10 protein-coding genes and 9 pseudogenes are annotated in these 21,819 nt (G+C 71.8%); 7 read left to right on the top strand and 12 right to left on the bottom strand.

Annotated elements, in window-relative coordinates; genetic code table 11:
• Positions 1–527: 527 nt before the first annotated feature.
• The 5 genes and pseudogenes from UK94_RS24850 to UK94_RS24835 all read right to left on the bottom strand — a co-directional run.
• Entirely contained in the window at positions 528–1,100 is a 573-nt protein-coding gene (locus UK94_RS24850) for a dihydrofolate reductase family protein (protein WP_055751755.1), read from the bottom strand.
• Positions 1,101–1,258: 158 nt separating this feature from the next.
• Positions 1,259–2,092 carry a sulfatase-like hydrolase/transferase gene (locus UK94_RS64550; RefSeq protein ID WP_235489694.1) on the bottom strand — a complete coding sequence of 278 codons (834 nt, stop codon included), beginning with the start codon at positions 2,090–2,092 and terminating at the stop codon, positions 1,259–1,261.
• Between the two features lie 239 nt (positions 2,093–2,331).
• Positions 2,332–2,782 (bottom strand): annotated as a pseudogene (locus tag UK94_RS64545) (alkaline phosphatase family protein); the annotation flags it as partial.
• 476 nt (positions 2,783–3,258) lie between these two features.
• Positions 3,259–3,985, bottom strand: a 727-nt coding sequence (locus tag UK94_RS24840; RefSeq protein ID WP_235489691.1) for a polysaccharide deacetylase family protein, incomplete at its 3' end; no start/stop codon positions are given.
• A gap of 217 nt (positions 3,986–4,202) precedes the next feature.
• Positions 4,203–5,058: polysaccharide deacetylase family protein (locus UK94_RS24835; protein WP_235489675.1), on the bottom strand; the 856-nt coding region annotated here is incomplete at its 3' end.
• A 1,702-nt stretch (positions 5,059–6,760) separates the two neighbouring features.
• On the opposite strand from UK94_RS24835, the gene UK94_RS24825 reads away from it, so the two are divergent.
• The gene (locus tag UK94_RS24825) at positions 6,761–7,114 is read left to right on the top strand and encodes a VOC family protein (protein WP_055751754.1); all 354 of its coding nucleotides are present in this window, start codon (positions 6,761–6,763) and stop codon (positions 7,112–7,114) included.
• A 112-nt stretch (positions 7,115–7,226) separates the two neighbouring features.
• Here the strand turns inward: UK94_RS24825 and UK94_RS24820 are convergent.
• From UK94_RS24820 to UK94_RS31880, 3 pseudogenes are all read right to left on the bottom strand, one after another.
• Positions 7,227–7,606 (bottom strand): annotated as a pseudogene (locus tag UK94_RS24820) (Uma2 family endonuclease); the annotation flags it as partial.
• 1 nt (position 7,607) lies between these two features.
• Positions 7,608–7,781, bottom strand: a pseudogene (locus UK94_RS64540) (Uma2 family endonuclease); the annotation flags it as partial.
• Positions 7,782–7,918: 137 nt separating this feature from the next.
• A pseudogene (locus tag UK94_RS31880) lies at positions 7,919–8,869 on the bottom strand (TIGR02679 family protein); the annotation flags it as partial.
• 770 nt (positions 8,870–9,639) lie between these two features.
• Here UK94_RS31880 and UK94_RS64535 point away from each other — a divergent pair.
• Positions 9,640–9,840: hypothetical protein (locus tag UK94_RS64535; protein ID WP_235489674.1), on the top strand; the 201-nt coding region annotated here is incomplete at its 5' end.
• Positions 9,841–10,078: 238 nt separating this feature from the next.
• Here the strand turns inward: UK94_RS64535 and UK94_RS64530 are convergent.
• On the bottom strand, positions 10,079–10,285 hold a 207-nt coding region (locus UK94_RS64530), incomplete at its 3' end, for a hypothetical protein (protein ID WP_235489671.1).
• Between the two features lie 184 nt (positions 10,286–10,469).
• Between UK94_RS64530 and UK94_RS64525 the strand changes: the two are divergent.
• The 4 genes and pseudogenes from UK94_RS64525 to UK94_RS64510 form a co-directional block, all read left to right on the top strand.
• A pseudogene (locus tag UK94_RS64525) lies at positions 10,470–11,133 on the top strand (helix-hairpin-helix domain-containing protein); the annotation flags it as partial.
• A gap of 1 nt (position 11,134) precedes the next feature.
• Positions 11,135–11,864: pseudogene (locus UK94_RS64520) on the top strand (AAA family ATPase); the annotation flags it as partial.
• A 1-nt stretch (position 11,865) separates the two neighbouring features.
• A pseudogene (locus tag UK94_RS64515) lies at positions 11,866–12,307 on the top strand (ATP-dependent RecD-like DNA helicase); the annotation flags it as partial.
• Between the two features lie 12 nt (positions 12,308–12,319).
• Positions 12,320–12,698: ATP-binding domain-containing protein (locus UK94_RS64510; protein WP_235489669.1), on the top strand; the 379-nt coding region annotated here is incomplete at its 5' end.
• A 67-nt stretch (positions 12,699–12,765) separates the two neighbouring features.
• Here UK94_RS64510 and UK94_RS64505 read toward each other — a convergent pair.
• The 3 genes and pseudogenes from UK94_RS64505 to UK94_RS64495 form a co-directional block, all read right to left on the bottom strand.
• Positions 12,766–13,039: pseudogene (locus UK94_RS64505) on the bottom strand (DUF1298 domain-containing protein); the annotation flags it as partial.
• Between the two features lies 1 nt (position 13,040).
• Positions 13,041–13,248, bottom strand: a pseudogene (locus tag UK94_RS64500) (DUF1298 domain-containing protein); the annotation flags it as partial.
• A gap of 16 nt (positions 13,249–13,264) precedes the next feature.
• The coding region (locus UK94_RS64495; RefSeq protein WP_313949590.1) for a wax ester/triacylglycerol synthase family O-acyltransferase at positions 13,265–14,088 on the bottom strand (824 nt) is incomplete at its 3' end.
• Positions 14,089–14,718: 630 nt separating this feature from the next.
• On the opposite strand from UK94_RS64495, the gene UK94_RS24790 reads away from it, so the two are divergent.
• Positions 14,719–15,474 carry a hypothetical protein gene (locus tag UK94_RS24790; protein WP_095212969.1) on the top strand — a complete coding sequence of 252 codons (756 nt, stop codon included), beginning with the start codon at positions 14,719–14,721 and terminating at the stop codon, positions 15,472–15,474.
• Positions 15,475–21,819 lie beyond the last annotated feature (6,345 nt).

Raw genomic sequence — 21,819 nt, 5'->3', positions numbered from 1 at the left:
CTACCGACCCGGGCCGCGGGCAGCGCNAAGGACCCGGCACGGCCGGCCGAAGCCGCCGATCCGCAGGTGTTGGCTGCCAGCCTGGGTAGGCGATGACGCTCTGACGGCCTGTCCGCGCCACGCGATCCGGACCAACCAGGCGTGGACGTCGGAACACAGCGTGACCATGGAACTCGAGATCGCCATCACCCGGCGCCTCCGAGACACCGGAGTTCGCAGCCGACGGCGTGGCGGCGGAGTGGACACGACACCAGAACCGCCGCTCGCCGAGGATCGTCCACGACGCAGAGTCGACCGGAGCGGAGAGAAACGTGCTCCACCGGGCGCGTGACGCGGTTCCGCGGAACCCCGTGATGCAACAGGGCGGGGATGGGATCAGACTGCGATCTTCCCGTACCCCACCGATCACGCCCAGATGCGGAGATCGGTCCGCGGCAGTCCCCGGCCGGCGGGTAGCAGGCCGGGGACGGCGGCGGGGCCGTCCGAGGAGGCGGCGGCACGGCGCGATGCCGGCACCGGCGCCGGCATCAGTGGACGACGTCGAAGACGTTCTTCTGCAGGCCGTTGGCGTAGACGCCGTGCTCGACCAGGGTCAGCTTCTGGGTGTCCTTGTCCGTGGTGCTGAACAGGCGCTTGCCCGCGCCGAGCAGCAGCGGGAAGACGAGCAGGTGGTAGCGGTCGATCAGGCCCGCGTCGGACAGGCCGTGGTTCAGCGAGGCGCTGCCGTGGACGATGATCGGGCCGCCCTCGGTCTCCTTCAGGGCGGCGACCTCGTCGAGCGAGCGCAGAATCGTGGTGTCGCCCCAGTTCGAGACCAGGCCGTCCTCGGTGAGGGTGGTCGACACGACGTACTTCGGCATCGTCCTGTACTCCGCGAACTCCGCCATGTCCGGCCACACCGGACTGAACGCCTCGTAGCTGACCCGCCCCAGCAGGATCGCGGTGGCCTCCTGCTGCTCCCGTCCCTTGATCTCGAAGGCCTCGGGGAGAAACTCGACGTCCTTGAAGGTCCAGCCCGCGTTCCGGTAGCCGGCTTCGCCGCCCGGGGCCTCCACGACGCCGTCGAGCGAGATGAAGGCGGTGCTGATCAGGGTACGCATCCAGGTCTCCGTCATGTCTCGTGTCCGGTGGTGGGGACATGAAAGCGTGTCCGCCGCGCACGGCCTCCGGCCGGGTTCTGGCGTCGGACGCGGACGCCGCCACCCCGTCCCCACGCGGGACGGGGTGGCCTGTCTGGTGCCTCGGTACCCGCGCGGGCCTAGCGGGTGATCGGCGTGACGTCCAGGGCTCGGGTGTGCTCGTTGCGGACGGCGCTCAGCTCGTTCGGGTCGAGCCCGAGCAGCGTGAGGATGGTCGGGGCGATCGAGGTGGTCTCGACCGGAGCCCCGTCGACCCGGCCCGCGTGGGCGCCGGCGCCGGCGCCGGAGACGACGAGCGGGACGTTGCGGTCCTGCGGGTCCGCGCCACCATGCTCGGCGATCTTGCTCGTGCCGCCGGTGTAGACCACGCCGTGCGCGACGATGCCGACGACATCGGGATGGCGGGCGTCGCTCGCCGGGACGCCGAAGAAGCGGGCGGCGCCGGCGCCGGCGTACGCCGTGGTGAGCCCGGAGGCGGGCAGCGTGCGGCTCGCGCCGCTGATCGTGTTGCCGGTGGCGTCGTGGGAGAGCACGAAGGTCCGGGCGAAGTCGGCGGCGGCCTGCGACCGGTCGCTCAGCCAGAGCTGCAGGATGTCATCGTCCGTGGAGAAGGCGACCAGGTCGGCTGCGCCGGGGTGCGCCTTCGCCCAGTCCGCGTTCAGCGCCTTGATGACGGCGCCGTCGTCGATGCGGGTCAGCGCGTTCGGGTCCGTCGGCGACTGGGCGTGCTTGGCCGACAGAATGATCACGGTGCTGTCCGCCTGCCCCGTCCGCGTCAGCTCGGCGACCAGGGCGCCGACCTGGTGGTCGACGAAGTCGAGCGCGCCGGCCAGCAGCGGCCCCGGCTCGGTGCCGCCCGGCAGGTAACCGCCGGTCAGCCCGTCCGAGGTGGGCAGCTTCTGCGCGGTGGAGACCGACTGGAGGTTCAGCCCGAAGATCGCCGGGGTAGGCACCCGGCGGGTGCGGGTGTGATCGTACCCGTCGATCTCGTTGCGGACCGCGGTCACCTTGTACGCGTCGTACTGCCGGGTGGCCGCGTTGTCCTTCGTCCAGTCGCCGCCACCGGGGTAGCCGAGAGCGGTGCTGTTGATCTCAGGAGTGAACAGGTCCTGGACGCCGGTGCCCGACGGGCCGTTGAGGATCTCGTAGGCGGGATGTTTGTCCGACCAGGCCGTGCCCAGGCCGTGGGTGNGGGCCACCTCGAAGACGGTGTTCGCCGTGAGGTAGGAGTGCGGGTAGACCGGCGTGCAGGTCTTCGGGTCGACCGGAAGCGTCTTCGGGTCCAGCAGCGTCCGGGGCGACCCGGTCATCGACAGGATGCTGCCGGGCAGCCCGGCGAGACCCTGCCCCGCGTCCAGGGAGCTCGGGTCGCGGTCGGCGGCCTCGGTGAACGCGACCTCGGCACCCGGCTTCGCCCCGGCACAGGACGTCGTGCCGGCGGGCAGCAGGCTGTGGTTGAAGGTGTCGTCGTAGTAGATGCCCGTGGTCGCCGGATTGCCGCCCGTCACCTGAGCGATCAGCCCGGGGAACGAGTCGGACGGCACCGGGGTCGACGCGTGAGTGTACGAGACGCCGGCGCCGACCAGGCCGGCCAGCGCCGAACCCGGATGCGTCCGGACGTACGCGCTGAGATCCGCCTGGTGNAGTCCGTCCACGGACAGCAGCAGGACGTGCCGGACCGGAGACCNGGTGTGCTCGGGTGACCCGGCGACCGCGGGCGTGGCGGCCGAGAACNCCACCAGTCCGGACAGGNCCAGCCCGGATGCCGCCATCCCGACTGCCCGTCGGGTGGGAGAGCGGAACACGAATTCCTCCTCGAACGCACCGGACCATACCGGCGCGCTCCGTATTGCTAGCCCGCCCGGATGGNCGATCGTCGACGCCCGAGAGAACTGAGAGGTAAGAAATCACGCGTGCTACGCCGAATTTCTCGCCGCTTCTCATCCGTCACCCAAGAAATGACTGTCCGAGGCTTTTCACATCGTCCTCACATCAGCCATTCTGTAAAGCGGCCGAGCTCTCGCGCAAGATCNACAAGGCGCCCGGGAGACCGGTCAGGCGAGCAGGTCGTGGACCGCCACCGGGGTGAGGCCGGCCGCGCGGAGGTTCGCGACGATGNGGGGAAACGCCGCGACGGTGCCCGGGTAGCCGAAGTGCATGCTCACGATGGAGCCCGGTCGGGTGCCGGCCCGGACCCGCGCGACGACGGCGTCGGCTCCCGGGGAGGTGTAGTCGAGCGGGTCGACGTCGAAGTCGACGACCGTGCGGTACCCGGCGGCGCCGGCCTCGGTGAGGATCAGCGGTGTGGCGGTGCTCGTGCCGGAGGGTCGGAAGTAGCGGCCCTGGGTCGGCGCCAGGCGGGCCAGGACGTCCCGGCAGCCCGTGATCTCGGCGGCGACCTGGTCGGCCGGCAGTGCGGTCAGTGTCGGGTGGGTGTAGGTGTGGTTCGCCAGTTCGTTGCCGCCCGCGAGGATGGCCGGGACGAGATCCTGGTGGGCATCCAGCCATCGCCCGACGGCGAACACCGTGATCGGCACGGCGAGCCCGCTGGCGTCGGCGAGCAGCTGATGGGCCAGGGTCAGGTCCTGGCCGGTCTCGTGCGGGCCGAGGTGGAAGGTGAGCGCGACCCGGGGCCGATCCCGCGGACCGTTGGCCACCGCCACCGCGCTGCCCCCCGGGACCAGGCCCGGGCCGCCTGGGTCCGCAGCCGCCGCGGACGCGGCCGATGGGCCGCCGCCGGCCGCGGCGGATGCCGGCGACGGTGCCGACGGCGGCGACGAAGGCGATGGTTCGGTGCGGGTGGATCCGTCGGCGGCGCAGGCCGCCAACCCAGTGGCGGCGACCATCGCGCCGGCCCCGGCGAGGAAGCGTCGACGCGAGGAATCACGGGAGTCCGGCTCGGGCATGGGCGCAGGCTATCCGGCACGGAGGTGCGGCCGGCCGGCCACATCCGGCGGAGCCTGAGTGAGCCACGGGCCGTAGGCCGCCAGCCGGGGGCCGCCAGCCGTAGGCCGCCGGCCGGCGATCGCCGGCCGGGGGCGGTGTGCGGTCAGCCGACGGCCNGAGAGGTGCCGAACATGGTGTCCAGGGTGACCGGCTCCAGCTGACGCTGCTCGATCAGCTGCTCGATCTGGTCGAACAGGCCGAGGACGGTCTGGTGGTTGGCGTGGCCGAGCATGATCGTTCCTGGCTGGAGGTACTGCCGGGCGAGCCCGATGAGCTGTTCCGGGCTGAGCAGGGTCGAGTCGCCGAAACTGCCGTCCCACAGCAGGATCCGGGTGTACCCGAGTTCGCCGGCGAGTCCGTCGACGTGATGGTTGTGGGCACCGTAGGGCGGACGGAACCAGGGTCGGCTGGTGATGCCGAAGGTCTGCTGGATCCACTGTTCGTTCTTCTCGATGTCGGCGCGGATCGCGGCGTCCGTCTCGTGCAGCAGGTTCTTGTGGGTCCAGGTGTGGTTGCCGATCTGCAGCTGGCCGGTCTCCACCAGCGGACGCAGGACCTCGGCATGACGATCCCACACCGCCCGGTAGGCGCCGTTCGGCGAGAACGTGATGGGGATCTTCGATCGCTGGGCGAACGCCACGTAGCCGGCGACCGTCGAGGCGTCGTAGCCGTCGTCGATGGTCAGGGCGATTCTCCGGGTCCGGCCGGGCGCGTGCGAAACGACGACCGGACGGCCCGGATGCGGGGCGGGAATCGGCGCGGGCGACGGCGCGGGGCCTGCGTCGGCTCCCGGGACCGCCGCGGCGATCGGCGCCGCGGTCGGCGAAGGCGACGCGGCCGGCGAAGGCGACGCGGTCGGCGCGGTTTCGGGAACGGGGGCCGCGGAGTCCCTCGACGCGGAGCCGGTCGAGCATCCGACAAGAGCCTGCGCCGCGCCGATGCTCAGCAGCGACAGAAGCACTCTTCGGTCCATAGTCCGACATTCTATGAAACATGATCATGGTTGGGCCCGCGGTGTACCGCACCATCGCGCGACAGCGCGGAAGGATTGACGCCAAAACGGCCATCCGCCCGGACAGTCACAGGTCAGGATTCGTTCGGACCGGGAAAGATGCGGTGGCCCGTGGGTGGCTGCAGCAGGTCGACGGGACCGGCGTCGGCTGGCATGGCTAGGCTGACCGCGTGGCAGCCAGGGGATCCCCGACTCGCCACCGCGACCGGCACGCGTTCCGGCAGCGGGGGCTACTGCTGGCGGCCGGGGTGGTCACAGCGATCGTCGCTGTTGTCGCAGTCGCCCTGATCGCCTCCGGCGGCGGNGGCGCGAACGCCGAGGCGTCGCACGACCACGCGACCGCCTCCTCGCCCAGGCCGCCCTCGCACCTGCCGGCGGGCCCGGCCTCCGCTCAGGGCGACGACCCGCAGCCGGCCGTGGACGTCTACGCCCACGCGCATGGCGGGATGCTGAGCCCGGTCGTGAAGGACGATCCGGCGCTCGTCTACGTGCCGAACCTCGCCGACGGCACCGTCAGCGTCATCGACCAGCAGTCCCTGCGCGTGGTGGCCACCTACCGCACGGGACGCGCCCCGCAGCACGTGGTCCCGTCCTGGGATCTGCGGACACTGTGGGTGAACAACAACCTCGGAAACAGCCTGTCACCGATCGACCCGCGGACCGGGCGGCTCGCCGGCCCGGCCGTNCCGGTCGCGGACCCCTACAACCTGTACTTCACCCCCGACGGCACGAACGCGATGGTCATCGCCGAGGCGATCCACCGCATCGACTTCCGCGACCCNCACACCTTCGCCCTGCGCCACAGCCTCGACGTGGGCAGCCTGTGCGCGGGCGTGAACCACGTCGACTTCTCCCCGGACGGCACCTACGCGATCGCCACCTGCGAGTTCGCCGGCCGGCTCGTCAAGATCGATCTCGTGCACCAGAGCGTCCTGGGTTACCTCGACCTCGGGCGCAGCGCCNCCCCCCAGGACATCAAGATCGAGCCGGCGGGCCGGATCTGGTACGTCGCCGACATGAACGCAGGCGGTGTCGACCTCATCGACGGCGACGCCTTCACCAAAATCGGCTTCGTCCCGACCGGGCCGGAGGCCCATGGGATGTACCCCAGCCGCGACGGCCGCTACCTCTACGTCGCCAACCGGGGCGGCATGATGACCTCCGACATGGTCCCGTTCCCCCACCACGGCGACCAGGGCTCCGTGTCCGTGATCTCCTTCGCCACCAGGAAGATCGTCGCCACCTGGCCCATCCCCGGCGGTGGCACCCCCGACATGGGCAACGTCAACGCCGACGGGACCCGGCTGTGGCTGTCCGGGCGGCGCAGCAATGTCGTGTACGTGTTCGACACCGGCGGCCAGGGCGGAGCGGACCCGACGACCGGCCGGCTGCTGACCGAGATCCCCGTCGGCCACGAGCCGCACGGGCTCGCCGTCTGGCCACAACCCGGGCGCTACTCCCTCGGCCACACCGGAATCATGCGCTGACGTCCCCGACCCGCCGGGACGCCCGGCTGCCGGACGCGGCCCGCGACTTCGTCTCCGCCACGGNCGCCAGGGACTAGGTTGTTGATGTACCAACAATCGCGCGACCGGCGAACCCCCACCGGTTCGGCGACATCCCGGTGCGGGTCGCCGAACCGGTCCGGTCACAGGAGGCAGCCATGAGCGAACAGCAGGTACGGATGATCGTCCTGTCGACGGACGATCTCGAGGAATCGATCAAGTTCTACACCGAGACCCTCGGCTTCCCGCTGAAGTTCCGCGACGGCGCCCACTACGCGGCTCTCGACGGTGGCTCGGTGACCCTCGCCCTGGCCACCGCCGTCGATCACCCCATCCACGGCCAGGTCGTCGTGGGCATCAAGACCGACGACGTCGACGGCGCGGCCAAGGCGATCGAGGACAACGGCGGCGCCATCGTGAAGGGCCCGTACGACGACGCCCACGAGCGCCGCGCCGTGGTGTACGACAACAAGGGCAACGGCCTGGTCTTCTACAAGCCGCTCCCCCGCTGACGCACCCGTGATCCGCTCCCGCGCGGGCCAGGCATCGGCCGGCACGGGAGCGGATCACACCGACCGACGGCGGGGGCTGCGGTCGACCCCACGATGGTTCGCGTCCTCGTCGCTAGAGACGAGCAAGATCAATCTTGACCGGGAAAGGCGCGACGGCGTCGACGACGCCCGTGAAGACCTCACCGTCACGGTAGGCCCCGGTTGCCGGGTCGAGGACGTAGGTGTGGACGACCGGGACACCGGCGGGAGGCTGCTCGACCCTCCAGTAGTACGAGATCCCCGCCCTGGCGTACTGCTCGGCCTTGACGATCCGGTCGGTCGTCTCCGAACCCGGCGAGACCACCTCGGCGACGAGCAGAATGTGCTCGGGACGCGCCGGCATGATGTCGATCGTGTCAGCCCGATACAGGACGACGTCCGGACGCCGATTCGTCAACGGCACGTCCTGAAGCCGAACATCGAAGTCGAAGTCCGCGTTCCAGTCCGGCCCGGNCGCGGCCTCCAGCGCCACCGCGAGAATCTTGATCAGGCGATTGTGCCGCTTGGACGCGCTGGGACTCACGACGACCATCCCGTCCACGATCTCGATGCCCGCGCGCTGCTCCTCGGACCAGGAGTCGTACTGCTCCGCCGTGACCTGCTCGTGCATCCACGCGGGAGCGATCATCTCCGCGGTGATGACACACCTCCCTCAGAAGGCCCGACAAGCCTGATCCCTGCGAACCAGCGTAGCGCGGTCACCTGCCGGTGTCGGGCTGCAGTACGCGTCGGCGATGACGGATTCCCGGCGGGCAGGTCTCGGCGCTACGCGGCGGGCGCGGGGGCGCCGAGGTCGGCGAGCAGGGTCTCGAGGACCGACTCCTCGTGGATGGCGACCCCGCAGGCGATCATGGATGCGGCGAGCTCCGGATCCCAGACCGCCTCCACCGGCTCGCCGCGCAGGGCCAGTGCCGGAGCTGCACGGCGCTGGGACTCCCCGACCGCCCGTTCGTAGTCGTCCGCGGACATGCGCCACGGCTCGGCGCCGAACCGGGTGGCGACGCGGTTCGCGAGCGCGACCCCCGGCCAGTCGAAGTCGCCGTGGTAGCTCAGCCGCGCGCCGATGTCCCGCAGGCGTCCGAGCAGGTCGAGCACGACCGTCGACGGGTTGCCCGCCGTGCACACCAGCGCCACGTCGGTCAGCCCGGCCGACGCGGCGGCCTCCACCACCCGCGGGTTCTCGCAGACGCGGACAAGCGCGCCCGCCGCCCGGCTGCCCCCCGTGCCGGCGAGCGTGCCCCACTCGACGACGGCGACCTCGCGCAGCGTCAGATGGGTCTCCTGGCCGTGGTCGGCCCGCTCCACGAGGCCGCGTTCCCGCCAGCCCGTACCGGCCGGCCGCAGGCCGTAGGTGAGAACCGTGGAGGACACCTCGTCGACGACGACCCCTGCGGACCGCCACAGCGCGCGACGGGCGGGCGCGTCCCGGGTGGCCGACGCGGGATCCTCGCCGGCGGCCGTCGCGATCCCACGCAGGACGAGCCGGGCGAGGACGGTGCCGTCGTCGAGCCCGTGGGCGGTGCCGGTCACCTGCTGGGCGAGCTCGCCGCGACCGACGACCCGCTGCTCCGTCCCCGCGCGTCGCACGACCACGGCCAACGCCGTGACGGCCTGGGCGAGCAGGTCCGAGGCGCCCTGCGGGCCAAGGCGGGTCAGGCTTCCGGTCTGGCGGACGGCGTTGAGCCACCGGTGGGGCCACTCCTCGTCGCTGAGCGCNCCGGCGGCCTGCCCCGCGTCGACCCAGACCTCGTCCCAGGCATCGCGGCTGGCCCGCCGGGCACCGGCGCGGTCCTGCACCGGCTGACCGAGCGCGGTGAGCACGCCGACGACGCCGCGCGCCGCGGCCGAGGCACGAAGCCGGGCGTCCAGCAGGTCGAGGCGGATCGCCGCCGCACCGTCGCGCAGCGGGACGGTGCCGCCCAGCAGCTGGCCGAACGCCTCGCGTTCCTCGACGGTGACGTTGCCCAGCCGCAGGATGCCCCGGGCCTGCAGTCCGTTCGCCTCCAGCCGCCGGCGGGCGGAGTCCCACAGCCGGCTCAGCGCCGGCTGCCCGAGCCAGCCGGCGGTCGCCGCGGGCAGCGACGCAGTCAGCGCGTTTTGCGGTGCGGCCGCGACAGGTCGTGGCGCGGTCACGGCGCGACCAGGTGGATGCGGTGGCCGTTCCACTCGTAGTGGAGCGTGGCGACGCCACGGACCAGGGGATCGCGCAGGCACTCGTAGATGTGCAGGCTGGGCACTGCCGGGGCGTTACCCCACAGGCGTTCGCTGGTCAGGATGAAGTCGAGATCGAGGTCGACGAGCAGTTCGAGCAGCTTCGCGTGGGTCGGCTCGTCGACCTTCGCGAACGCGTCGTCGAGCAGGATCATGCGCGGGACCCGCGGCTCGTTCTGGGCGAGCGAGGTGAAGTGCGCGGCCGCCGCGGCGAACAGGACCAGGTAGGACACGACGCGCTGCTCGCCCTGGCTCAGGNCGGTGCGGGGGCCGANCCGGCGTTCCCGTCCGAAGGCGTCGGTCACCCGCACGTCGAAGGCATGCCAGTCCCGGTAGTCGAGGGCCTTGCGCAGGTGCGCCGCGTAGCCCGCGGACGGGTCCGCGGCCCGTTCGGCTTCGATCAGCCGCTGGAGCGCGCCTCGAGGCCGGCCCGCTCCGCGGCGTTGACGCCGTCGGCGAAGTCGACGAGCAGGTAGAGGGGCGCACCCGTGCCCGGGGCCCGGTCGTGAGCGCAGTACCGGGAGCGGGGCGGGGCGGGGCCGGGTCGGCCTGCGCGAGCACCGCGCGCTGCCGGTCACGGGTCTCGCCGAGCTCCCGCTCCCGGTCGCGGACCGTGCTGACCGCGGCGTCGCGCGCGTTGTCGACCATGCGGACGACATCCGCGAGGAGCTCGTCGGCGAGGCGTTCCACCTGGTTCGGAAGGTCGCGGGTGGNCTCGGCCCTCTCCGCGCGCACCTCGGCCGTGCCGACCGCCTCGTCGGCCGCGTCGGCCTTCGCCCGCGCCACCCCCACGGCCCGCAGCTCGTCACGCAGAGTCGCCGCGGCACGGAGGCGGGCCCTGACGGCGAGCCGCACGTCCCGAAGCCGGCGCTCGAGATCGTCCGCGCCCGCGCGCACGACGGCGACGTCGACCCTCGACACCTCCGGGGTCAGGCCCTCGACCGGGGACCGCGGCGCCGGTCCCAGTAGCGCCGCGTCGATGCCGGTCCTCGGGGTTCCCCAGCGTCGGACAGCGTGTGGGGTGCTGAACTGCCGTGCAGGGGACTTCGCATAATGGCTGGCTGTGACCACTGCCCGTTCTTCTGCTGACGCCGCGCGTCAGGNGGTGGTGGAGGGGGTGCTGGAGCGGATCACCTTCGTCAGCGAGGAGACCGGCTACACCATCGCCCGGCTGGCCACCGAGCGGTCCGGTCCGGACCTGCTGACGGTGGTCGGCCCACTGCTGGGTGCGCAGATCGGGGAGAGTCTGCGGCTGACCGGGCAGTGGGGTAGCCATCCCCGGTACGGCAGGCAGTTCCAGGTGCACTCGTACACCACGGTGCTGCCCGCGACAATCCAGGGCATTCGCCGCTACCTGGGCTCGGGGCTGATCAAGGGGATCGGGCCGGCGATGGCCGAGCGGATGGTCGCGCATTTCGACACCGACATCCTGCGGATCATCGAGGAGGAGCCGGCCCGGCTGATCGAGGTCCGCGGGCTGGGACCCAAACGCACCAAGAAGATCGCCGATGCCTGGGAGGAACAGAAGGCGATCAAGGAGGTGATGGTGTTCCTGCAGGGAGTGGGGGTGTCCACCTCCCTCGCGGTGAAGATCTACAAGAAGTACGGCGACCAGTCCATCGGCGTCGTGCGCACACAGCCCTACCGGCTCGCCACCGACGTGTGGGGAATCGGGTTCCGGACCGCCGACACCATCGCCCAGGCGGTCGGTATCCCCCACGACAGCCCCGAACGGATCAAGGCCGGCCTGCAGTACACCCTCTCGCAGGNCGCCGACGACGGGCACTGCTTCCTGCCCGCCCCGAACCTGATCACCGATGCGGCGAAGATCCTCGAGGTCGAGCGGGAACTGATCGGCCCGTGCCTGGACCAGCTCGCCGCCGACGAGGGTGTGATCCGCGAAGGCGTCCCCGCCGGGGACGCCACCGTCCCGGCGGTCTACCTGGTGCCGTTCCACCGCGCGGAGACGTCCCTCGCCGGCGGGCTGCTGACGCTGCTCACCTGCGCCGAGGAGCGGTTGGCGTCGTTCGCGGACGTGGACTGGGACAGGGCGCTGGGCTGGCTGCGGGGCCGGACCGGTCAGGACCTCGCCGACGAGCAGGCGGAGGCGGTCAGGCTCGCGCTCACCCGCAAGGTGGCGGTGCTCACCGGCGGGCCGGGCTGCGGCAAGAGCTTCACCGTCCGGTCGGTGGTGGAACTCGCCCGGGCCCGCAAGGCCCGCGTGGTGCTGGTCGCGCCGACCGGGCGGGCCGCCAAACGGCTGGCGGAACTCACCGGCCACGAGGCCTCCACCGTCCACCGGCTGCTGGAGCTGCAACCCGGCGGCGACCCCAGATACGACCGGGACCACCCGCTCGACGCCGATCTGGTGATCGTCGACGAATCCTCGATGATGGACGTCATCCTGGCAAACAAGCTGGTCAAGGCGGTCCCGCCGGGGGCGCATCTGCTGCTGGTCGGTGACGTGGACCAGCTTCCCTCCGTCGGCGCCGGGGAGGTCNTGCGCGATCTGCTCGCCGCCGACGCGATCCCCAGGGTCCGGCTGACCAGGATCTTCCGGCAGGCCCAGCAGTCCGGCATCGTCGTCAACGCCCACCGGATCAACGCCGGAACACCCCCGCAGCTGACCGGTTTCGGCGACTTCTTCTGGTTCACCTGCGAGCCGGCCGACGACTCCGGCCTGCATCCGGCGGAGGAGACCGCGAAGATGGTGGTGGACATCGTCGCCCGCCGGATCCCGCAACGTTTCGGGCTCGATCCCCGCCGCGACGTGCAGGTGCTGGCGCCGATGCACCGCGGGCCCGCCGGAGCCGGAAACCTCAACCTGCTCCTGCAGGAGGCCCTCACCCCGGCCCGCGAAGGCGCACCCGAGCGCCGCTACGGCGGGCGGGTGTTCCGCGTCGGCGACAAGGTCACCCAGCTGCGCAACAACTACGACAAGGGNAAGGCCGGGGNGTTCAACGGCACCGTCGGCGTCGTCACCGCCATCAACACCGAGGACCAGACGCTGACCATGCTCTCCGACGAGGACGAGAGCCTCGTCTACGACTTCTCCGAACTCGACGAACTCGCCCACGCCTACGCCGTCAGCATCCACCGCTCCCAGGGCAGCGAATACCCCGCCGTCGTCCTTCCCCTCACCACCTCCTCCTGGATGATGCTGCAACGCAACCTGCTCTACACCGGCGTCACCCGCGCCAAGAAGCTCGTCGTCCTGGTGGGCTCCCGCAGGGCGCTCGCGGCCGCGGTCCGCACCCCGGGCGCCGGGCGTCGCCACACCGCCCTCACCCACCGCATCGCCCCGTCGGTCGAGCCTGCGGCGCCGCGGACCTGAGGTACGACGTTCGGCTGGCACCCGCCACGGCTGGGCCGGCCGATCACCGGCCGTCTGGCCGCGCCGGTCAGCCGGCCAGCTCCGCGCGCTCCCCCAGGTCGGCCAGTTCGGCCAGTTCGGCCAGCCACAGGTCCGGCAGTGTCTCGTGGCGGGGGACGCTCTCGCTCGCCGTGAAGGTGGCACGGGCCTGCTCGCCGTAGCCGAACAGGCCCACGGTGAGGTGCTGGCGGCCGACGAACAGCGGAGGCAGCCCGACCAGTCCGGTGACCGGCCGCCCCGCGACGGCCAGCCGGCCGCGCAGGCTCCCCGGGTTGGAGGCGACGAGGGCGACCTCGCGGGTGNGCGAGCCCGAGCTCGCGACGTGAGCGAGGAAACGCTGCGAGGCACCGGGCGACAGCTCGGCGAGGGCCAGGTGATGACGCTCGACCACCCCCAGGCCACCACCCCGCTTCAACCGGCGCGTGCGCGCGGCGACGCGGGCGAGCCGCCGGCCGGGATCCGGTTCGCCGCAGGGCAGGGGGACGCGGACCCCGGTGGTGAAGTTCGACAGCAGGTCCTGCTCGGCNCTGGTCCGGATGCTGACGGGCATCAGCGCGTGGATGGGTCGACGGGTTCGGCCCCATTCCGGCAGCGACCACTGCCGCAGCGCGCCGGCGAGGGCCGCGAGAAACACGTCGTTGACCGTGACCGCCTGCCGGCGGGCGATCCGGCGCAGCGTGTCGAGTTCCGTCGTCGCCCAGGTGTGGCGGGCGGGGCCGCGCGACGGTCCACCCCAGGCCGCCAGGGCCCGGGTGGGCGCCAACCCCTGCAGGTTGCGACCGGCCAGGCGCAGGTAGTCGCCCGCCCGGGGGGCGGGAAACGCCGACGGCAGGGCCAGACCCGCCTCGTCCCCCTCGCCGAACAGCAGCTGTAACGCCCGGTAGAGGGCGCCGCCGTCCTGGTGCACGTGACTGGCCCGGTAGAGCACCAGGGTGCCGGGAAGGCAGTGCCCGCGCAGGAGGTGGAGCATCCACGGCGGTCGAGCGAGGTCGACGGGCCGGGTGGCGAGCCGGTCGATCGTGCGACGCACGCCGTCGTCGCCCGACCCCTCCGGGACGGTGGTGACGGTCACGTGGTCGTCCACGTCGACGTCGCCACGCGAGGCCCACCGGGGCAGGGTCTGCGTGGCCTGCGACCCACGACCGCGGCGGTCCCCGGCAGCCGCCGCGGCAGGCGCCGCGGCGGCATGGAGTCGTTCGGACAGCCGTGGCGCCCCGCGCAGCCGGTCGGCGACGTGCGCCCGCAGTCCGGCGAGGTCCAACGGCGGGCCGCCGACATACAACAGCGCCCCGATGTCGAGGAACTCACCGGGGAAACGGCGGGTGAAGGCCAGATAGGCGTGATCGCCCATCGTCAACGACCGATCGTGCACGGAGCCATCATCCTGCACAGCGCCATCCCCTCCGCGGTCGGGCATTCCCGGGGAATCATCGCAGCAGCCCGCGTTCCCGCGCTCTCCTCAGTCGGGGTAGGGATTCCTCAGGACCATGGGCGTGNGGGCGATGTCCAGTGCCGGTTGGGGGAAGCGGGGGCCTGCCGTGTAGTAGCGGGCCCGGGTCCGACCGACCGGTTCCAGGACTCCGGCGGTGGTGAGGTCACGGAGATCTCGTTGCGCCTGCTGCAGGCTCAGGCCCTCGGCGTGTTCGTAGCGTGAGCGGCGGACGCGTCCGGCCATGGCCACGTCGTGCCGGGCGGTGACGACCCGCTCGTCCAGACCGGTGGTCTCCGCGAAGGCGGCGAGTGNGCCCCTACCCGTCCGGAGCGGTCGAGTCGGCCCTGGACGGTCTGCGCCTGCTGATGGTAGGCGGTCAGGTTGAAGCGGATCCAGCTGGAGACGTCCTGGTCGGGAAGGTACGTCGGGCCCCGGTCGGCGAGTTCGCGGTAGTACTCCCAGGCGGCAGCGAGGGCGGCCGCCGCCGCCGCGGTGTCGTCATGAGGTCATGGCGCAGGTGGCGGCCGTGGGCCGTGGCAGAGTCCGGGCATGCGCGAGCCACGCGACGTCGTCGACGACCTCGAACACCGGTCACACGTGCGGCCAGCCCGGACGAACGGGGTGGCTCAGCAGGATCGGCGGCCTCCGGCGGGCGAGGACCGGTTCGCGGGCTACGGGGTCATGGGCCTTCCGTTCCGTTCCGGGCACGTCCTGGGTCTGCGCCGGTTTCCGGAGTCCTCGCTCGGCCCCGGCTACCGGTCGGTCTGGCATCGCGACCCCGCCGGCCGCTGGACCTTCTACCAGGACCAGCCCGCCGAGCTGGCCTGCACCCGCTACTTCGGCTCGGCCGTCGACGAGGTGCGCCAGGGCCCGATCCACCTCGACTGGACTGGTCCGCGGACATTCCGTGTCACCGCCGCCGACGGCGATCTCGACTGGACGGTGACGGTCGGGGCGACACCGGTGACCCGACTCTTCAGCACCCTGGGTTCCGCCCTGCCGGACCGCGCCTGGCGTTCCCGCCCGCTGCTCGGCGCCATGTCGCGGCTCGCCGGCGCCGCGCTCGGGGCGGGCCGGGTACGGCTGACCGGCCTCGCCCCGGACGGGCAGCAGTTCGCGGCCCATCCCCTGCGCCTGTGGGTCGTGACCGACAGCGCCGCGACGGTCCGCGGTGTACGTCTCGGCGAACCGGGACCGATTCCCGCCCAGGCATTCCTTCGCGATTTCGCCATTCCGCAGCGCGGAGTCCTCGTCGTCGGGCGGGCGGTTTTCAGTGACCCAGGCGCTACCGTCGCGAGTCGCTGACTCGCTGGCTGGCAGTAGGCGGCGAGGAGAACTTGGCGGTGACGTGTGTCTGAAGGAGGAGACTTGAGTACGCCACTCGACACCTTCGAGATCCTGGTCGACCACGAGGCGGCGACCGACGGCCCGACTCTGCGGCTGGCACCGAACGCGACACTCGACGACGCGCTGGCTGCCGTCGCCGGGATCTTCGCGCACGAGACCAGGTTGGAAGCGATTCGGCTGGCCGTCGGCGGGCGTTCGATCGGCAGCACCACCCGGTCGTACCTGCGCCTGTTGTTCGGATTAGGCGCACCCGGCGCGGGCTTCACCACGACGCGCGGCATCGGGGACAGCGACGGCGCGACACTTCCCGGTTCCTCGACCCGGTTTGTCGTGCTGCGGTACCTGTGCCCCACCGACGCCGCTCACCCGGCCGAGTTTCGCGTTGTCCATGACGACGACAGNCCGCCCCGCTGCGTGGCCTGCGACGCGGCAATGGGACTCGCGACGTGACGCTCGGGGAAATTGCCCGGCCGGCCCAGGCACTGCTGTCGGGTCGGTTGCTGCTGGTGGGTTACGTACCCACGGCTGCCGGCGCGCTGGCCGTCCTGACGTTGGTGTGGGCAGGAGCCCCGGGCAGCCCGCCGTCGGCACATCGGGCCTGGCAGACCGCGACCGACGCCAGCGCAGGCGAGGTCGTGGTGGTCGGCATGGCGCTGCTGGTCGTCGCGCTACTCGCAGCGCCGCTGCAGTTGTCGATGGTGCGGGTCCTCGAAGGCGGTTGGCCCCGATGGCTGGGCCTCGACCTCGCGCGGCGCCGCCAGGTGCGCCGANGCCGCCAGTTGGCGACGTTGGCGGTGCCCACCGTGTCAGGAACGGCGACCGCACCGTCCGTCGAGGAGGTCCAGCGGGCCGGGGCGGTCGCCGTGCGGCTGCGGACCCACTATCCGAGCGCGGAGTATCTGGTCCGTGCTACCGCGCTCGGCAATGTTCTGGCGTCCATGGAGGACACCGCCGGACGCGAGTATGGATGGGACGCGGTCGTGGCCTGGCCTCGGCTCTATCCTTTGCTCGGCTCGGCGAACCGAGCGATCGTTGACGACCGGCGCGACGGCTTGGACGTGGCGGCCCGGCTGACCGTCACCTTCGCCGCCGTGGCAGCCGCCGCGGTCGGGTTGCTCGCCACGACCGGGTGGTGGTTGCTGATAGCGGCGGTGCCGGTGCTCGCCTCGGCTGCGGCCTACCGAGGCGCGGTGGCGGCGGCAGTCGCTTACGCCGATGCCGTGCGAGTCTGCTTCGACCTGCACCGCTTCGATCTCATCGCGGCCGTCCATCTTCCTTTGCCGGCGAATCGAGGCGAAGAGGTTGCGGTCAGTACCGCGCTGAGCGTGCAATGGCGGCAGAACGTCACGACAGCGGTGACGTACCAACACCCCTGACGATTCCCACAGCGGGGGTGAACGGTACGACCGCCCAGGACGAACGGCATGGCACGCAGGTGGACGGGGAACTACGGGGATGACGACACAGCGCGCCGACCAGCTTCGCGGCCTGGGCCGGTGGGAAGAGGCGCTCACGGCCTACACCGACCATCTCGCCAGCCACCCCGACGACGTCGGGGCGCGGTTCGGTCGAGGGTTGGCGTTGCTCGCGGTGGGGCAGGTTCCAGCCGCGGTCGACGAATTGAGCTGGGTGTTGGTTCGCGCCCCTGGTAATGCCGACGCCAGGTACAACCGGGCAATCGCCTATTCGCTGGAGAACCGCGTCGCCGAGGCTTTGGCGGACCTCGACCGCCTGATCGACGACGATCCCGAAGCGTGGTACCTGTGGTCGGATCGCGGCGGGGTGCGGGCGCGCTCCGGCGACCTGCGCGAAGCGCTGGCGGACCTGCGAGAAGCTGTTCGGCTCGGCCCCGGCGAACCAGCCGCCCATCTCAACCTCGGCGTGGTCCTCCAGGCCGACCCGGAATCGATCGACCAGCTCGCCGAGGCCCACACCCACCTGTCGATCGCCACCCGCGCCGGACTCCCGGCCGCAGCCGCCGCCCGAGACGACGTCCGCGACCAGATGTTTCTGCGCATCGACCCTGACCTGCGCAACGACGTCGTCGGTCACCTGCTCGACCTCGACCTCGGATCAGACGGGCAGGTGGCCGAGCTGGTCAAGGAATGGCCCTTCCTGCTGTCCCGACGCTTCCTCAAGACCATGGAGACCCTCGCGCAGGAGCATCCTGATGTGGTCTCCCCCGTCGCGTGGCGACGAATCGCCGACCTTCGCCGGTTGGCATCAGCCGCGAGGCCGGCGGCGCCCAGTCGCGAAGCAACTGCGGCCCAGGTCGACCGCTCAGACCAGGGCGTCGCCCGCCGGCCTGCCGACGACGACGGCGGCGACGGCGGCGACGGCGGCGACGGCGACGGCGACAGCCAGGCCGAGCTCGCTCGCTACCAACGACTGGCACGCCGACTACTCGCTCTCGAAGCCGAGGGCGCGCTGACCGCAGCCGCCGAGCTGGCACCCGAGGTGACAGAACTCGCGCGGCGGATCTACGGCCAGGGCTCCGCCGAGCACGGCCAGCAGTTGGCCAACACCGCCGTTCTGCTGTACCGGACCGGCTCGACGCAGGAGTCTCTCGACGCCTTCGACCGCGCGCTCAGCGTCCTGCAGCGAGGTGACAGAGCAAGGCTCCCAGGTCTGCTCGCCAGCTACGGCACCGTGCTCACCGAGCTGGGCCGGTTGGACGAGGCGACGACGGTCTACGAGCAGGCGCTCGGCATCCTGCGCGACGGCGAGGCGACGGTCGCCCCCGCCGACGCGGCCCGCGTGTTCCGCGGCCTGGCTGCAGTCCTGGTCGGCAACGGTCTGCCCGGCGAGGCCGAGTCGGTGCTGCGGGAGGCCGTCGACGACCCGCGCTTCGAGACCGCCGACGCAGTCGACGCGCTGGCGCGGCTGCTGACCAGCCTCGCAGAGGTGATCTTCGACCGGGGAGCGCCAGCCGATGCCGTCGACCTGTGCGAGCGGTCGCTGCGGCTGCTACGCGACGCGCACGGCGACGTCCACCCGCGAGTCGCGCAGTCGATGCGTGACATCGCGCGGGTGTGCGAGGCGGCCGGCCGTACCGACGACGCCCGCGCCTGGCTCACCCGTTCCCTCCACGTGTGGCGGCAGCTGGACGCAGGCGTCGCCGATCGCGCCGAGCAGGCGCTGACCGAAAGCGATCTTGCCGCGCTGAACGCCTCGGTCGGCGCCCGTGACGACGCGCTCGAGGCAGCCGCGGCGGCGCTGGCGACCGTCGCCGCGTTGGACGACCCGCTCGACCAGCAGATACCCGAGGTGCTCGGGAGAGTCGCGGCCGCGTATTTCGGGCTCGGCGACATCGAGGCGGAGCTGCGGGTGCGCCAACAGGTCGTCGACGACGCCCGCCGTCGCCCCGGCGGGCCGCGCGGGCACCAGCTCAATGCCGTCGCGGACGTCTACTACCGGATGGAACGGTACGACGAGGCGCGCGCGTGGTACACCGGCGCGCTCTCCTACGTCCGAACGCACACTCCCGACGACCAGACGGCGCTGTTCGCGATCAGCCACAACCTCGCCAACGTCCACTACCGCACCGGTGACTTCGCCGCGTCCGTCGAGCTGCACGAGCAGGCACTCGCGACGCTGCGGGGGCACTGCCGACCCGATGACCCCCGGCTGGTCGAGGAACTGGTCGAGCTCGCAGAGGCGTACGCGGACGACGGTCGCGGGCAGGAGGCGGCTGCTCGCCTCGCAGCGGCCGTGCCCTACCTCTCGGCGCTACCGCGTCTGGAGGCGCGCGCCGCGGTACTCGCCGAACAGCTCGCCGCCGACCGCAGCGCCACCGCCGACAGCACCAACAGCACCAACAGCACCACCAGCACCGACGACGCGGCCGTGGGCGCACTCACGCCCGGCTGGAAGCGCTATCGCCTGCTTGCCGAACAGGCGCGCGAAGCCACCGACAGCGGCGACCTCGCCGAGGCCGAACGACTGCTCGACACCGCGCTGTCCGTCGCCAAGGATGNGGTCGGCCGGCGCGACCCGGACGTGGCGGCGTTGCAGTCCCGACTCGCCGAGACCCAGTCTGCGCGCGGCAACCTCACCGGAGTTCCAGAGCTCCTGCGCGATGCCCTCGACATCCTCACGACTGCCGACGAACGGGACGAGACCCGCATCGACAACGTCCGCCTTCAGCTCGCGCTGGCCCTCGCCGCGACCGNCAAGGACCAGGCTGCCGCCGAGCACCTGACCGTGCTCGCCGAACGCGCATCGGCGCTGCGCGGCAGCATGCTGGGGCAGACTCACACCGCTCTCGGCGGCGTCAGGCAACGGCAGGGAGACGTCGATGGCGCTCGGCAGCATTTCGAGCAGGCCCTCCAGCTCGCCGAGCACCGCGATTCCAGCACGGACAACCGGGTCACCGCTCGCACCAACCTGGCCTCGCTGCTACTCAACAACGGGCAGTCCGCGCTGGCGCGGCCACTGACCGAACAAGCTGTGGAGCTCGCGGCGAACGCCTGGGGTCCGGACGACCTCCGCACGGCGGAGGCGCTGCTGGTGTATGCCATGNCACTGCGCGCCGAGGGCAGCTTCGCGCAGGCCGAGACGTTCGTGCGGCACTGCCTGGGCCGCCTCGAGCTGGCGCACGGGCGCGGCAGCCCTCGGACCGCCAACGCGCTGAACGAACTCGCGGTCTGCCTCACCGGTCAGGGGCACCCCGAACGCGCCAGATCCTTTATCGAACTCGCCCGCGCCGCTTTGTCCGGCTCCGGTCAGGACGACACCGCCCTGCTGCTCAGCCAGGCACGGATCGTGGCCGAGCTCGGCGAGATCGACCAGGCGATCGAGCTCGCCACGACGGCCACCGAACGCCGCGGGCGGGAACTGGGCAGCCAGCACCCCCGCTACGGCGCGGCCCTCGGGATCCTCGGCGAGCTGGAACTTCTGAACGGAAACCGGTTCGCCGCGTCACAACATCTGACGACCGCGATTCAGATCGTCCGCGCCGCCCTCGGCGACGACCATCCGCTCGAGCTGCAGCCCCTGGCTCCACTGGTGGCGCTCTATCTGAGTATCGGCGCGCACCGGACCGCGATGTCGTTGGCCGAATCGGCGGTGCGGATCGCGGGGGCCGTCTACGGGCCGACGCATCCCGGCTGTGCTCTGCACCTCACCCAGCTCGCCCGTTGCCAGGCGGTCACCGGCAGCCCTCGCGCCGCCCACCAGCTGCTACGTGAGGCGGTCGACATGGCGCCCACGGCGACGGGCAGCCTGCTTGCCCTCGCGCACCTGCAGGCGGCGCTCGGCGAACGAGACGCCGCCAGGCAGCTGTTGGACCGAGTCGTCACGATCGAGGACGAGCGGCTGGAAGACGTTCTGTCCAGCAACTCCGAACGAGCCAGGACCGTCTATCTCGCGCAGCGGTGGGCCACGGTCGAGGCCTACCTCACCGTGGTCTTCGCCGACCCGGACGTCGGGTCGGACGTCGGGTCGGACGTCGGCGACGGTTCCGCCGCGGCCGAAGCAGGCCAGCCTGGTCCCATCGGCGCCGCGCTCGCGCGACGGCTGTGGGACCTCGTCGCCGGACGCCACGCGCTGAATGCCGCCTACCTTCGGTACGAGCGGGAGATCGGGCTGCGCGGGGACGCGCCGGAGCTAGCCGGAATCCTCCGCGAGTTGGCGCGGGTGCGGGCTCGGCTGGCGCGAACGGAACTGGATCGGCGGCCATCCGGCGACGGGCCGGCCGAAGCGGACCGTCTTCGGCGGCGTCGGGAGGAACTCGAGCGACTGCTCGCCGGCCGCCTGCCCTTGCGGGACCGCGACACCCGGCTCGGCTCGGTCGATCTCGATCGGCTGGTCGAACGGCTTCCGGCAGACGCCACTCTGGTGCATTTCGTCCGCACTGCGGTGGTCGACTTCGCCAACGCAGCGCTCGGTCACCCGCCTCGGCACCGCGCCCCGGAGGGCGACCTGTTCGACGTCAGCCATCCGATGCGCTATCTGGCCTTCGTCGTCGTGCCCGATCCCGAGACGCCGCTTGAGGTGGTGGACCTCGGCCCTGCCGGGCCGATCGACGAGCACGTCGCGGGTTTGNGTAGCCTGCTCGACTCCGGCCGGCTGCCGGCCGAGGCACCCGACCAGGCCTTCCGTCGCGCCGTCGCGCGCGAGACGCATGCCCTGGCCCTCTGCCGGGCGCTGGTCGACCCGATCCGCCTGCACCTGAACGGCGCGGGCAGCACCCTCCTGGTCGTCGCGGACGGCGACCTGACCCAGCTACCACTACAGATACTGCCGACCGCAGGGGGACGGCGATTGATCGACGAATTCACCATCAGCTACCTGGCGTCGCCA

The organism is Frankia sp. AvcI1, from assembly GCF_001420875.1.
Taxonomy (GTDB): Bacteria; Actinomycetota; Actinomycetes; order Frankiales; family Frankiaceae; genus Frankia; species Frankia alni.
This window is presented reverse-complemented; position numbering and strand designations above follow the sequence as displayed.

What these genes read in the sequence shown, in the direction of transcription:
- UK94_RS24850 (WP_055751755.1), bottom strand. Translation starts at nt 1,100, where the DNA reads ATGCGTACCCTGATCAGCACCGCCTTCATCTCGCTCGACGGCGTCGTG.
- UK94_RS24825 (WP_055751754.1), top strand. Translation starts at nt 6,761, where the DNA reads ATGAGCGAACAGCAGGTACGGATGATCGTCCTGTCGACGGACGATCTC.
- UK94_RS24790 (WP_095212969.1), top strand. Translation starts at nt 14,719, where the DNA reads ATGCGCGAGCCACGCGACGTCGTCGACGACCTCGAACACCGGTCACAC.